The following is a 12880-nucleotide window of genomic DNA, read 5'->3' on the forward strand; positions in this document are numbered from 1 at the left end:
TTCCTTCGAACATACCGACCGGTTAGTCTGGCCGCTGCGGGGACAGAGCCGTGTCGCGTCGAAGGAGACCGATGGTGGAAGCCGTTCAGGGTGCCGGTGTGGTGGTCACGGGGGCCGGGGGTGGGATCGGCGCCGCCCTCGCCCGGCGGTTCGCCGCCGAAGGGGCCCGGGTCGTAGTGAACGACCTGGACGCCGAGCGGGCCGAGGCGGTCGCCGCGGAGATCGGTGGCATCGCGGTACCCGGCGACGCCTCCGCGATCGTGTCCGACGCCCGGGACGCGCTCGGCGGCACCGTCGACGTGTACTGCGCCAACGCCGGTGTCGCCTTCGAGGACGGGGCCGACGGACTGTCGGCCGACGAGAAGTCCTGGGCCGTGGCCTGGGACGTCAACGTCATGGCCCATGTGCGTGCCGCCGAGGAACTTCTTCCCGCCTGGCTGGAGCGCGGCAGCGGCCGCTTCGTGTCCACCGTGTCCGCCGCCGGGCTGCTGACGATGATCGGCGCGCCCTCCTACAGCGTCACCAAGCACGGCGCCTACGCCTTCGCCGAGTGGCTGTCGCTGACGTACCGGCACCGTGGTGTGCAGGTCCACGCGATCTGTCCGCAGGGCGTGCGCACCGACATGCTGGCCGCCACCGGCAGCGCGGGCGCCCTGGTCCTCCAGCAGACCGCGATCACCCCCGAGGAGGTGGCGGACGCCCTGTTCAAGGGCATCGAGGAGGACCGCTTCCTGATCCTGCCGCACCCCGAGGTGGCCGGCTACTACCAGGCCAGGGCCGCCGATCCGGACCGCTGGCTGACGAACATGAACCACATCCAGCAGAAGTGGGAGACGACCCGGTGACCGACTCCCGCTACGCCGACAAGCCGTGGCTGGGCCTGCTCGACGACGCCCAGCGTGCCCCCGTCGACCCCGCCGACTCCTTCGTGCACGCCCTGCGCAGGGCCGTCGCCGAGACTCCCGACCGCACCTTCCTGGCCTACTTCGACGGCCGCCTGACCTACCGCGAGGCCGACGAACTGAGCGACTCGGTCGCCGGTCACCTCGCCGCCCGCGGCCTGGAACGCGGGGACCGGGTCGCCGTCCTGCTGCAGAACTCCCCGCACTTCGTGCTCGCGTTGCTCGGCGCCTGGAAGGCGGGCGCCACCGTGGTGCCGGTCAACCCCATGTACAAGTCGGGGGAGGTCGGCCACGTCCTGCACGACGGTGAGGTGGCCGCGCTGATCTGCTCCGACCGCGCCTGGGACGCGTATCTGCGCGACGCCGCCGCCGACTCGCCGGTACGGATCGCGCTCACCGCCTGCGAGCTGGACTTCCAGACCCGCCAGGACGCGCGCGTACTGACCTTTGAGCGGCTGCCGCGGGCCGACGACGCCGACGACCTCACCGAGGTGGCCCGGGCCGGCCACCGGGCACCCGAGAACCGCGACCCGGCTCCGTCCGACATCGCGCTGATCAGCTACACCTCCGGCACCAGCGGCACCCCCAAGGGCGCCACCAACACGCACGCCAACATCATGTACAACGCCGAGCGGCAGCGGACCGGCCTGGGTCTGCCCGAGGCACCCGTCTACTTCGCGCTGGCGCCGCTGTTCCACATCACCGGGATGGTCTGCCAGTTCGGGGCGTGCCTCGACAGCGCGGGCACCCTGGTGCTGGCCTACCGTTTCGAGTCCGGGGTCGTGCTCGACGCGTTCGCCGAGCACCGGCCGCACTACACGGTCGGCCCGTCGACCGCCTTCATGGCCCTGGCCGCCCACCCCGACGTCACCCCGGACCACTTCTCGTCCTTCGTCACCATCTCCTCAGGCGGCGCCCCGCTGCCGCCCGCCCTGGTGGAGAAGTTCCGGGCCGGCTTCGGGCCGTACATCCGCAACGGCTACGGGCTCACCGAGTGCAGCGCGCCCTGCGCGTCCGTGCCGCCCACCCTCGAGGCCCCGGTCGACCCGGTCTCCGGGACGCTGGCGGTGGGCGTGCCGGGCCCCGACACGGTCGTGAGGATCGTCGACGACCAGGGCGCGGAGGTGCCCTTCGGGGAACAGGGCGAGATCGTCGTACGAGGGCCGCAGGTCGTGCCCGGATACTGGCGGCGCCCGGACGCCACCGCCGAGACCTTCCCCGACGGCGAGCTGCGCACCGGCGACATCGGTTTCATGGACCCGCAGGGCTGGCTGTACGTCGTCGACCGCAAGAAGGACATGATCAACGCCTCCGGCTTCAAGGTGTGGCCGCGCGAGGTCGAGGACGTCCTCTACACGCACCCCGCGGTGCGCGAGGCGGCCGTCGTCGGAGTGGCCGACGGGTACCGCGGGGAGACCGTCAAGGCGTACATCAGTCTGCGTCCGGGCGCCGACACGGACCCCGGTGCGCTCGCCGCGTACTGCAAGGAGAGACTGGCCGCTTACAAATACCCGCGGCAGGTGGAGATCCTGCCCGACCTGCCGAAGACGGCGAGTGGGAAGATCCTCCGGCGGGAACTGCGTTCCCGCCCGCAGAGCTAGAAGCGGCAGCCGAAAGACATGACCCGGAAGGCAGGTGGCGGCAGTGCCCAGGACGACGGACGGTGACGGGATCCCCGTGCCGCAGCGGCTGCTGGCCGCCGCCACCCGGCTCTTCGCCGAGCAGGGCTACGACCGCACCTCGGTGCAGGAGATCGTCGAGGCGGCCGGCGTCACCAAGGGAGCGCTGTACCACTACTTCGGCTCCAAGGACGACCTGCTGCACGAGGTGTACGCGCGCGTGCTGCGCGTCCAGCAGGAGAGACTCGACGCCTTCGCGGGCGCCGACGAGCCGATCGAGAAGCGGCTGCGGGGCGCGGCGGCCGACGTCGTCGTCACGACCATCGACAACCTCGACGACGCGATGATCTTCTTCCGCTCCATGCACCACCTGAGCCCCGAGAAGAACAAGCAGGTGCGGGCCGAGCGCCGGCGCTACCACGAACGCTTCCGCGCGCTCGTCGAGGAGGGCCAGCAGGCAGGCGTCTTCTCCAAGGCGACCCCGGCCGATCTGGTGGTCGACTACCACTTCGGCTCCGTCCACCACCTCTCCACCTGGTACCGCCCCGACGGCCCGATGAGCCCGCAGGAGGTCGCCGACCACCTCGCGGACCTGCTGCTGCGGGCGCTGCGGCCGTAGGCCCTCCACGCGGGTGGGACGCCGCCGTCCCGCCCGCCACACCGGCTGCGGGACGGCCGCTAGCCGATGATCTCCCTGAAGAACAGCACGGCCGTGGCCGCCGCGCCACCGCCGACGCTCACCGCGACGGGCCACGCGTTGCCGCCCAGTGCCGCGAGGACGGTGGCGCCGATGCCGACGAGGGCGCCCAGCAGGAACACGATCGCGGCTCGCTGGGTGAGCAGCGGTCCGTCCCGGTCGGACTGCTGCTGGTCGTCTCGTAACACCTCGGTGCTCCTTACCTGGCCGCACGGTCGACGACGTCCACCGGCCGCCGGATCACCGTGACCTCCGGGGCGTGGTCCGGCAGGGCCCACGCGTCCTGGGCGGGACGCAGCAGCGTGAACGCGATCCGCCCGTCCTCGCCCACCCGGACACCGTGCACGGCGGGTTCCGGCAGGCTGTTGTAGTGGAACGGCGTCGAGAAGTAGTAGGCGCCGGTGTCCGGGACGACGATGATGTCGCCGGGCTCCAGCGGCGGCAGCGCGCGGTCGCGCGCCAGCAGGTCGCCGGCGAAGCAGGCGGGACCCGCGACGTCCTGGCGCAGGGACCGCCCCCGCTTGGCCGCGCCGCTCGCGTCGTGTGCCTCGATCCGTACCGGCCAGGCCTCGGGGTTGAACACGGTCCGCGTGGCGACCTGTACACCGGCGTGGGTGACGGCGATCGGCCGGCCTCCCGCGCTCTTGGTGTACTCGACGTACGCCGCCATGAATCCGTTCTTCGCGAGGACGGAGCGTCCGAACTCGGTGACGACCTGGTACCCGCGCTCGAAGAGGGCCGGGACGTGTGTGCCCAGGTACTCGACGTAGGTGTCGAAGGTCGGATCGATCTCGTCGTCGGCGAAGTTGACGGGCAGCCCACCGCCGATGTCGATGCCGACCACCCGGCGCTCTCCGAGGGAGGCGTTGACCTCCTCGGCGAACTCCACCGCCTGCGCCACCCCACGGGCCATCAGGTCGAGCGGGCAGCCCTGTGATCCGGCGTGCGTGTGGACCCACGTCAGCCACGGATAATCCCTGAACGCCCGCAGCAACTGCCGTCGCGTGCCCGGATCCGACAGTGGGACACCGAACTTCGAGGTGGTGCTGGCGGTGCTCATCGCGGCGATGGTGCCTGAACCGACCTGGGAGTTGACACGTACCCCGATGTTCGACCGGGGACGACGGCCGGCCAGTGCCCGGTCGATCCTCGACAGCTCCTGGAAGTTGTCCGCGTTGACGGCCACACCCAGGGCCAGCGCACGGTCGAGCTCCCCCCGGGTCTTGGCCGGCGAGTCGAAGACGATCCGATCCGGCGGGAAACCGGCGGCCAGTGCCCGGGCCAGCTCGCCCGCCGTGGCGACCTCGCAGCCCATGCCGTCGCGTGCCAGCTCCGCGAGGACGGGCACGAGGCAGTTCGCCTTGGCGGCGAAGGCGTGCAGGACCAAGCCCGGGGCGGGAAGGACCCGGCCGAAGGCGCGGTGCAGACTCCCGACGGTCGCGGTGACGCCGTCGAGGTCGACGAAGGCGGCCAGCAGCGACTGCTCCGGGTCCAGCAGTCCCTGTCGGACCGCCTCTCGCAGAATGCGTTCACGCCGCGCGGCGGCGGGGGTCGGACCGTTCATGGTGTGCCCTCCGGTGTCAGGATCGCGTCCGGGGAACTTCCGGGCGCGATCCCAGGCTGCTCGCGGCCACCTGACGCCGTCTTCGTCGGGTCGTCAAAGGCTTAGCCGCCGAAGCAGCGGTGGGGGCCAACACCGGACGCGGCGGCCCACGCCGTTGTGCGTCACGACGACAACGGCGCCGCTCGATGGTGCGGACGGCCAAGTGACGGGCCCGTCGCCCTCGGGCCTGTCGTTTGGATCACGCCGCAGACGCGGGGTCTGGCACGCACATCTGCCGCGTTGTCGTCGGTTGCCGACTCCCCCACGCTCGGCTGCGCTCGCGCGGGGGGACCCCCATCGCGTCGACGCCCTCCTCCGCCTTGCAGCTGCACGCGCCAGACCCCGCTCACCGGCATCGACCAGCACCGTCAGTTTCCTGCGGCCTGACCCAAACGACAGGCCCTGGGTGTCACCGCCCCGTCGGCGTTCCAGGCGCCGTCCCGTCGCCGCGGTCCCGCAGCCGTAACTGCAACTCGGCCAGCAGGCGGGCGTCCGGGCTGTCGAGGTCGAGCCCCGAGACCTGGGTGATCCTGCGCAACCGGTACCGCAGGCTGTTGGGGTGCACCCCCAGCGCACGAGAGGCGCCCGCCACGTCACCGAAGCGGTCGAGGTACGCGCGCAGGGTCTCCACGAGGCAACTTCCACTGTGCTCCGCGTCGAACGCGGCGAGCCGCGCCACCGACGTCCCCTCCGGCAGCACCACGTCACGCAGGGCGTCGACGACCTGCATGATGCCGACCGCGTCCGCGACGTCCTCGGCCCGCGCGACGGTGTGCGCTCCCGCGGCCCGAGTGAGCGCTCTGAGAGCCAGTTCGGCGGACCGGCGCGACTCGGCCGCCCGCGCGAGCCCCGGGGCCACGTCGCCCAGCCCGACTCTCACCGGCGCGCCGGTGGCGGCCCGCAGCTGTCTCGCCAGCGACTCGCCCAGGCGCGTCACCTGATCGTCGGCCCGTCGCGGATCGTGGTCCAGCGCACTCACCAGCACCAGGATCCGGCCGCCCGCCGGCACGACCACGGTCCGGTGACCGAACGCGGCGCAGTGCAGGCTGAGCAGCGCGTCCAGCCTCGACGGATCGTCGTCGGGGGCGCCGGGGCCCGCGTCCACCGCCAACACGGCGCACGGCTCCCGGGCCGGCAACGAGGCGCGCTCCGCGAGTACGTCGGGGGAGCCGCGTCCCTCCAGCAGCGCACGAGCCGCGTCCTCCGCCAGTCGGCCGTCGGCGCCGCGCGTGCGGACGTGAAGGAGGTGCGCGGCGGCCGTACGGGTCGCCGCGCGCAGGGCCTCGGAGGCCCCGGGAGCCAGGGGACGGCCGCCTACCGCGGCCACCCAGATGGACCCCAGTACCTCACCGCCCGCCCTGACGGCCCCGACCAGACGCTCCGGGTTCTCCCCCTGGGCCCGTCGGTACAGCACGTCGTCCGTACTCCACAGGGCTCGGAAGAACCCGGCCTCGCGCATGGCGGCGACGCGCCACGGGGGCACCCGCCGACCGAGGATGGTCAGCCGGCGCAGCTCGTCCACGTTCTCCTCGGTCGAGGAGTACGCCAGCACTCGCGACTCCGTGTCCTCGATGGTCACCGCGCCCCCGACCAGCGCGGCCACCGCGTCGGCCAGTCCGTTGAGATCGCCCGGCGACAGCCCGCGGTGGGCGGGCAACGGCGGAGCACCCGCCGAGGACAGCCCGGCCCGCAGGACGCCGACCAACTGGGCCCAGGTGCACCAGGCGGTGCGGGAGAGCACCGCGGTACCGCTCTCCTCGGCGACCGCCCGCAGTGCCGCGTCGGCCCGCTCGGGGCGCCCCGGGCCGAACACCACGCCGGTCGCGCCCGCGTCGCCCGCCCGACGCAGAAGATCCACCGCGTGCGCCGATGCCGCGTCGACCCCGACCGCGAGCAGCAACTCCCGCGGCCGGATCTCCGGGTCCAGCACATCGAGTACGGTCACGCCGACGACGGGCACCGCCAGGCCGCCGGGAGCCGTGTCCAGTTCCAGGGCCCCCGAGCCCACGACGGACAGCAGCTGTTCCAGAGTCACCTGCGACTGGGCCGCGACGCCCCATCCCGGCGATTCATCCAGGTCCGTCATCGTCCCCCGATTCCGCACGCGCCACCGGCCTCGCGCGGCCGGTCCTCACGACGTACGACACCACAGGCCGGCCGCGCTCTCAACGGCGCACGAAGGCACGGGCACGCACCGCGCGGCAGGGGCCGGGCCGTGCGGCGTGGGTGGGACCGTGCGGCGTGGGTGGGGACGCCCGCGCCGCCTTCGTCCTGCCCCGTGTCTCACAGGTACTTCTTCAACTCCCGCCGCGCCAGCGACCGCTGGTGCACCTCGTCCGGGCCGTCGGCGATCATCAGGGTGCGGGCGCCGGCGTAGAGCTCGGCCAGGGGGAAGTCCTGGCTGACGCCGCCCGCGCCGTGCAACTGGATCGCGCGGTCGATGATGTCGACGACCCTGCGGGGCGTGTCGATCTTGATGGCCTGGATCTCCGCGTGGGCGCCCCGGTTGCCGACCGTGTCCATCATCCAGGCCGTCTTGAGGACCAGCAGCCGCAGTTGCTCCACGGCGACCCGCGCGTCCGCGATCCAGTTGTGCACCACGCCCTGCTGGGCCAGCGCCTTGCCGAAGGCGTCGCGTGAGACGGCCCGCCTGCACATCAGCTCGATCGCCCGCTCGGCCATGCCGATCAGTCGCATGCAGTGGTGGATGCGGCCGGGACCGAGACGGGCCTGGGCGATGGCGAAGCCGCCGCCCTCCTCGCCGATCAGGTTCGACACCGGCACCCGCGCCCCGTCGAAGACCACCTCGGCGTGGCCGCCGTGGTAGTGGTCCTCGTACCCGAAGACCTGCATGGCGCGCTTCACCGTGACGCCCGGGGTGTCGCGCGGGACCAGGACCATGGACTGCTGACGGCGGATGTCGTCGCCGTCCGGATCGGTCTTGCCCATCACGATGAAGATCTTGCAGTCCGGATTCATCGCCCCGGAGATGTACCACTTGCGGCCGGAGATGACGTACTCGTCGCCCTCCCGCTGGATGTGCGTGGTGATGTTGGTGGCGTCCGAGGAGGCCACGTCCGGCTCGGTCATCGCGAACGCCGAGCGGATCTCGCCCGCCAGCAGCGGCTGGAGCCACTGCTTCTTCTGCTGCTCGTCGCCGAACTGAGTCAGCACCTCCATGTTGCCGGTGTCCGGAGCCGCGCAGTTCGTCACCGTGGGCGCCAGCTGCGGGGAACGGCCGGTGATCTCGGCGAGGGGCGCGTACTGGAGGTTGGTCAGGCCTGCGCCGTACTCGGAGTCCGGCAGGAAGAGGTTCCACAGGCCCTGCCTGCGAGCCTCGGCCTTCAACTCCTCGACCACGACCGGGGTGTCCCACGGCGAGGCGAGCCGCTCGCGCTGCTCGTGCACCACCGCCTCGGCCGGGTAGACGTACTCGTCCATGAAGGCGAGCAGCTTGCCGCGCAGTTCCTCGGTGCGCGCGTCGAACGCGAAGTCCATGTCTGTCAGCCTTCCTGAAGGGTGGTCAGGCCGTGCTCGATGAAGACCGGGACCAGGTCGCCGATGCGGTCGAAGCCGCGGCCGACCGTCTGGCCCAGGGTGTAGCGGTAGTGGATGCCCTCCAGGATCACGGCGAGCTTGAACCAGGCGAACGCCGTGTACCAGGAGACAGCCGACACGTCACGGCCCGAGCGCGTCGCGTACCGCTCGATCAGTTCGGCCGGGTCCGGGTGCCCGGGGGCCTCGGCGGTCGTCGACACCGGCGAGTCGGGCGTACCGAGCGGCATGCTGTACATCACCAGCAGACCCAGGTCGGTCAGCGGATCGCCGAGCGTCGACATCTCCCAGTCGAGGATGGCCTTGATCCGGTCGTCGTCGCCGATCAGCACGTTGTCGAGCCGGTAGTCGCCGTGCACGACCGCCGGGGCGGGGGAGCGGGGCAGGTCGCGGCCGAGCGCCGCGTGCAGCTCCTCGATCCCGGCCAGCTCGCGGTTACGGGAGGCGTCCAACTGCTTGCCCCAGCGCCGCAGCTGCCGGTCCAGGAAGCCCTCCGGCCGGCCGAAGTCGGCGAGACCCACCGCGCCGGGATCCACCGCGTGCAGCTCCACGAGCGTGTCGACCAGCGCGAGGACGGCCTCCCGGGTACGCGCGGGGCCGAGCGGGGCCAGCTGCTCGGCGGTGCGGTACGGGGTGCCCGCCACGAACTCCATGACGTAGAAGGGCGAGCCCAGCACGTCCTCGTCCTCGCACAGCAGCACCGGTTTCGGCACCGGCACGTCGGTCGGGTGCAGCGCGCTGATGACCCGGTGCTCGCGCTTCATGTCGTGCGCGGTGGCCAGGACATGGCCGAGCGGGGGCCGTCTGACGACCCAGTTCGCGCTGCCGTCGGAGAGCGCGTACGTGAGGTTCGACCGTCCGCCCTCGATCAGCCGGCCGGTCAGCGGGCCCTGCACCAGGCCCGGCCGCTCTCGGTCGAGCAGGGCGCGCAGCCGGTCGAGATCGAGTCCTGGCGGGTGGTCGGGGCTCATCGGTGCTCCTTACGAGTGCTGTGCACGGGTCCGCGGCGCGTGAACGGGACTGCTCCATGATGCCGACCGGTCGGTATGTCGTCCAGAGTCGGAACGGAACGTGATCGGAGCCACGATAGGCCGACAGCTCCCCGCGCTGGGCGGCGGGGAGCTGTCGGTGGGCCGCCTCCTGACGGGCGGGCCGGCTCAGTGATCGTCCCAGTGGCCGTCGTGCCGGGCGTGCCGGTGCCCGTCGTGGAGGTAGTCGACGTGGTCGCCGTGCAGCACGCTCTCGTGCCCGCAGTCCTGCCCGTGTGGATGCTCGTGGTCCTCGTGCGGGACGTGTCCGGCGGCCTCGCACTCGTCCCAGTGACCGTCGTGCTCGCGGTGCAGATGCCCGTCGTGCGCGTAGTCGAGGTGATCGTCGTGCGGCACCTCGGCGTGCCCGCAGTCCGGGCCGTGGGTGTGGGCGTGGGAGGCGTGTGCGCGGTGAAGGGTGCTCATGGTGTCGCCTTCGGATGTGGGGGTGGGCGGCTGCTCGCAGGAGGGGACGAGGTCGAGTCTGCTCGATCGCGTGACGGTCGGCTCGCGGGCCTGCGGTGCGGTGGGCCGACCGGGTCAGCGCCGCCGTGTGATCCGGGAGGGCGGGGTTCCGGTGGCGCGACCTGGCCGGGTGGGTGCGGGCGAGGGAGGCCGAAGGGCGCGACCTGGCCGTGTGGCTAAGAGCGAAGGAGACCGACGGGCGCCTGCGCCGACGCGCTAGTAGACGAGCGCCGCCGCGCAGACGGCCAGCGCCACCGTCAGCAGCGCCCCCGTCGTCGCGTGCCGCGGGGCCAGCGCAGGGGTGGGGCCGCTCGTCGCCGACAGGACGCGGATACGGCGGTGGGCGACGAGCAGGAAGCCAAGCCACAGGACGCCGCACAGCGCGCAGAGGGTGATCGCGGCCGCCGAGGCCCCGCCGTGCAGCGTGCTCTTCATGGCCAGCAGGGCGGCCACGGTGCTGGACAGGGTCGTACGCCGCCAGGCCAGCCGGGTGCGCTCCGGCTGGAGCCCGGGATCCCGGTCGGCACCCTCCGACGGGGCCGCCCCGCTCACCCGGCCCACCCGACGAGCACCACGAAGACCATCGCCACGGCCACGACCGCGACCGCGATGCTCAGCAGCGCCGGGAACCGTGACACCGGCAGGTCCTCGCCACGGCGCATGGCCCGTTCGCAGCGCACCCAGTGGTTGACCGCCCGCAGCGAGCACAGCACCCCCGCCGCGAGCAGCGCCAGCGCGAGCCCGACCCGCCAGCCCCAGCGCAGGTCCGGCAGGAACTGGTCCACGGCGAAGCCGCCGCCGATCAGTGCGAGCGCGGTGCGCAGCCAGGCGAGGAAGGTGCGCTCGTTCGCCAGCGAGAAGCGGTAGTCGGGGGTGCCGCCCTCCTGCCGGAGGTCCTGCGGTGCGAACCACAACCGAACGTTCTGTGCGAAACCGATCACGCCGAGGACCCTACCCGCAGCTGCCGCCGCGCTCGGCTCGGGGCGACTGTGGCTCACGGGCCGCGTGACTCAGGACCTCAAGGGCTCAGCCCGCCGACCGGTGCGCTTTCAGTCGCTCGTACGCGGCCAGCCCGTCCGGTACCCACTGCCACTCCCGCAGGCGCCGCTCCACCTCGTCCTCGGGCAGGAAGGCGTGCCAGGCCACCTCCTCGGCCTGGGGGCTGACCGGGAGCTCGCAGCGGACCTGGTACACGGCCGACCACCAGGTCCGCCCGGACCCGTCGTCGTAGAGGAACCGGAAGAGGTGTTCCGGGCGGGGAAGGCCGGTCACCCCCAGTTCCTCCTCGGCCTCGCGCAGGGCCGCGTCGTCGTAGGACTCGCCCGCGCCGACCACGCCGCCGACGAACATGTCGTACAGCGAGGGGAAGACCAGCTTGGTCGGTGTGCGGCGGTGGACGAAGAGCCGGCCCGCCGCGTCCCGGGCCTGGATGAAGACACAGCGGTGGCGCAGGCCCCGCGCGTAGGCCTCGCCGCGCGGGGACTGGCCGATGACCTGGTCGTTCTCGTCGACGATGTCGAGGATCTCGTCAGCAGCGCTCATGGCTCCATACAACAGGAAGCCATCAGCACAACAGGAAGCCGTCAGCACAACAGGAAGACGTCAGCGCGGCTGCAGGTCCCGTGCCCGTTCGGGGCGTGCCATGCCGCGTGGCATGGCCGGGTGCAGGCCCAACAGGACGATGCCGGTCACGATCGCCGCGAGTCCCGCCGCCTCCCAGGCCAGCGCGCCGGTGTCGGTGCGCAGCCGGTCGCCGAGGAAGCCGACGCCGCAGACGATCCCGGCCAGCGGCTGGGCCGCCGTCAGCGCGGGCAGCGACATGCGCAGGGGTGCCGTCTCGAACGCGCTCTGCACCAGGACCAGGCCGGTGACCCCGAGTGCCAGTACGGCGTACGGCTGCCAGCCGGTCAGTACCTCCAGGAGGCCGCCCTCCGAGAACCGCTGTCCGCTCACCCGGGTCAGGGCGTCCTGCACGCCGTACAGCAGACCGGCCGCCAGCGCCAGCAACACCGGGCCGGAGCTGAGCCGGGAGCGCTTCGCGTACGTCGTGAGCAGCAGCGCGAGGCCGATCATCACGCCGATGATCAGCCAGTGCCGCAGTGGGTCGCTGACCGCGTTGCCGCCGCGTGGCTGACCCGCCACGATGAACGCGGTCACCCCGCCGGCCAGCAGCAGAAGCCCGGCCCAGCCCTGGCGGCCCAGCGGCTGCTGGGTCTGCCTGCGGGACAGCGCGAGGGCGAACAACAGGTTCGTCGCGAGGAGTGGTTCGACCAGGGAGATCTCGCCCTTGCCCAGCGCGATCGCGCCGAGGACCATGCCGGCCACCATCAGTCCGATGCCGCCGAGCCAGCGTGGCACCTTCATCAGGTCCACGAGGAGCCGGAGCGACAGGAAGTCACTCATCGGCGCCTGGCGGGCAGCGTTCTGCTGGAGCACGAACCCGAAGCCCAGACAGCAGGCCGCGCTCACGGCGAGAACAAGAACCAGTACCGACACGCTGCGTACCTCGATCATCCGGCCGGGTAACGGGATGCGTAGGAGCTGACTGTAGTGGCCCAGGGCCCGGCTTGCCCCTGGGAGTACCCGGATTCGAGCGGTCGACCCGGTCACGCCGCCCGATCGATCAAAGGCGGGACCGCGTCCGTCCTGCCATGGTGCGATGCCGGGCGGGCCCGCGCCATGGCGTACGACACAGACGCCGCCGCCGACCGGGGCCCGCACCCCTGCTGTGATTCACAAGTCCGTTGTGAATGAGAGGAGTTGACGCGTGTAACGTGCTGGCGGCCCTTGACGGAAACCGTTGGCTGGGGATTGGCTGTGCGTGATCAGTCGACGACAAGCCGCGACGTCCGGACCGGACGACCGGCCGACCCGTCGGCGCAACCGACCACGAGCCGCGTCGCGTGAGGAAGTCCCCGCGGTGTCCCCACCCCCGCCCCACGGCCCCGAGGCCTGCCGTTCCGATCACACCGTGCCCGAGGAGGGCGGCCAGCGCTCACCAGGAACCGTGA

13 protein-coding genes are annotated in these 12880 nt (G+C 72.1%); 3 read left to right on the forward strand and 10 right to left on the reverse strand.

The window, feature by feature from the left end; all coding sequences use genetic code 11:
• The first annotated feature begins 71 nt into the window (after positions 1-71).
• From ABZ027_RS27480 to ABZ027_RS27490, 3 genes are read left to right on the forward strand one after another with little or no spacing between them, the layout of a single operon-like run.
• Positions 72-845 (forward strand): SDR family oxidoreductase, encoded by a 774-nt coding sequence (locus ABZ027_RS27480; RefSeq protein WP_356772905.1) that lies wholly within the window; start codon positions 72-74, stop codon positions 843-845.
• The gene (locus tag ABZ027_RS27485) at positions 842-2503 is read left to right on the forward strand and encodes an AMP-binding protein (RefSeq protein WP_356772907.1); all 1662 of its coding nucleotides are present in this window, start codon (positions 842-844) and stop codon (positions 2501-2503) included. Before ABZ027_RS27480 ends, ABZ027_RS27485 begins: the two co-directional genes overlap by 4 nt.
• 43 nt (positions 2504-2546) lie before the next feature.
• Positions 2547-3140, forward strand: coding sequence for a TetR/AcrR family transcriptional regulator (locus ABZ027_RS27490; RefSeq protein WP_356772909.1), 594 nt, complete (start codon positions 2547-2549; stop codon positions 3138-3140).
• Positions 3141-3199: 59 nt separating this feature from the next.
• Here the strand turns inward: ABZ027_RS27490 and ABZ027_RS27495 are convergent, their stop codons facing one another.
• The 10 genes from ABZ027_RS27495 to ABZ027_RS27540 all read right to left on the reverse strand — a co-directional run bounded on the left by ABZ027_RS27495 (position 3200) and on the right by ABZ027_RS27540 (position 12365).
• Complete coding sequence (locus ABZ027_RS27495) at positions 3200-3406, reverse strand: hypothetical protein (RefSeq protein WP_356772911.1); 207 nt, start codon at positions 3404-3406, stop codon at positions 3200-3202.
• Positions 3407-3417: 11 nt separating this feature from the next.
• Complete coding sequence (locus ABZ027_RS27500; RefSeq protein WP_356772913.1) at positions 3418-4782, reverse strand: diaminopimelate decarboxylase; 1365 nt, start codon at positions 4780-4782, stop codon at positions 3418-3420.
• Positions 4783-5230: 448 nt separating this feature from the next.
• Positions 5231-6907: a helix-turn-helix domain-containing protein gene (locus ABZ027_RS27505; RefSeq protein WP_356772915.1), complete on the reverse strand. Its 1677-nt coding sequence runs from the start codon at positions 6905-6907 to the stop codon at positions 5231-5233.
• A 197-nt stretch (positions 6908-7104) separates the two neighbouring features.
• Complete coding sequence (locus tag ABZ027_RS27510) at positions 7105-8319, reverse strand: acyl-CoA dehydrogenase family protein (RefSeq protein WP_356772917.1); 1215 nt, start codon at positions 8317-8319, stop codon at positions 7105-7107.
• Between the two features lie 5 nt (positions 8320-8324).
• Positions 8325-9347: a phosphotransferase family protein gene (locus ABZ027_RS27515; protein ID WP_356772919.1), complete on the reverse strand. Its 1023-nt coding sequence runs from the start codon at positions 9345-9347 to the stop codon at positions 8325-8327.
• A 186-nt stretch (positions 9348-9533) separates the two neighbouring features.
• Positions 9534-9830, reverse strand: coding sequence for a hypothetical protein (locus ABZ027_RS27520; RefSeq protein ID WP_356772921.1), 297 nt, complete (start codon positions 9828-9830; stop codon positions 9534-9536).
• A 255-nt stretch (positions 9831-10085) separates the two neighbouring features.
• Complete coding sequence (locus tag ABZ027_RS27525; RefSeq protein ID WP_356772923.1) at positions 10086-10421, reverse strand: DUF202 domain-containing protein; 336 nt, start codon at positions 10419-10421, stop codon at positions 10086-10088.
• Complete coding sequence (locus ABZ027_RS27530; RefSeq protein WP_356772925.1) at positions 10418-10810, reverse strand: DUF202 domain-containing protein; 393 nt, start codon at positions 10808-10810, stop codon at positions 10418-10420. Before ABZ027_RS27530 ends, ABZ027_RS27525 begins: the two co-directional genes overlap by 4 nt.
• 85 nt (positions 10811-10895) lie before the next feature.
• Positions 10896-11411 (reverse strand): NUDIX domain-containing protein, encoded by a 516-nt coding sequence (locus ABZ027_RS27535; protein WP_356772927.1) that lies wholly within the window; start codon positions 11409-11411, stop codon positions 10896-10898.
• A gap of 60 nt (positions 11412-11471) precedes the next feature.
• A complete protein-coding gene (locus tag ABZ027_RS27540; RefSeq protein ID WP_356772929.1) occupies positions 11472-12365 on the reverse strand; it encodes a DMT family transporter in 894 nt (297 codons plus the stop codon).
• Between the last annotated feature and the right edge of the window lie 515 nt (positions 12366-12880).

It is taken from the genome of Streptomyces sp. NPDC006332, from assembly GCF_040612855.1.
Classification (GTDB): domain Bacteria; phylum Actinomycetota; class Actinomycetes; order Streptomycetales; family Streptomycetaceae; genus Streptomyces.

What these genes read in the sequence shown, in the direction of transcription:
- ABZ027_RS27500 (WP_356772913.1), bottom strand. Translation starts at nt 4,782, where the DNA reads ATGAACGGTCCGACCCCCGCCGCCGCGCGGCGTGAACGCATTCTGCGA.
- ABZ027_RS27535 (WP_356772927.1), bottom strand. Translation starts at nt 11,411, where the DNA reads ATGAGCGCTGCTGACGAGATCCTCGACATCGTCGACGAGAACGACCAG.
- ABZ027_RS27480 (WP_356772905.1), top strand. Translation starts at nt 72, where the DNA reads ATGGTGGAAGCCGTTCAGGGTGCCGGTGTGGTGGTCACGGGGGCCGGG.
- ABZ027_RS27515 (WP_356772919.1), bottom strand. Translation starts at nt 9,347, where the DNA reads ATGAGCCCCGACCACCCGCCAGGACTCGATCTCGACCGGCTGCGCGCC.
- ABZ027_RS27520 (WP_356772921.1), bottom strand. Translation starts at nt 9,830, where the DNA reads ATGAGCACCCTTCACCGCGCACACGCCTCCCACGCCCACACCCACGGC.
- ABZ027_RS27510 (WP_356772917.1), bottom strand. Translation starts at nt 8,319, where the DNA reads ATGGACTTCGCGTTCGACGCGCGCACCGAGGAACTGCGCGGCAAGCTG.
- ABZ027_RS27505 (WP_356772915.1), bottom strand. Translation starts at nt 6,907, where the DNA reads ATGACGGACCTGGATGAATCGCCGGGATGGGGCGTCGCGGCCCAGTCG.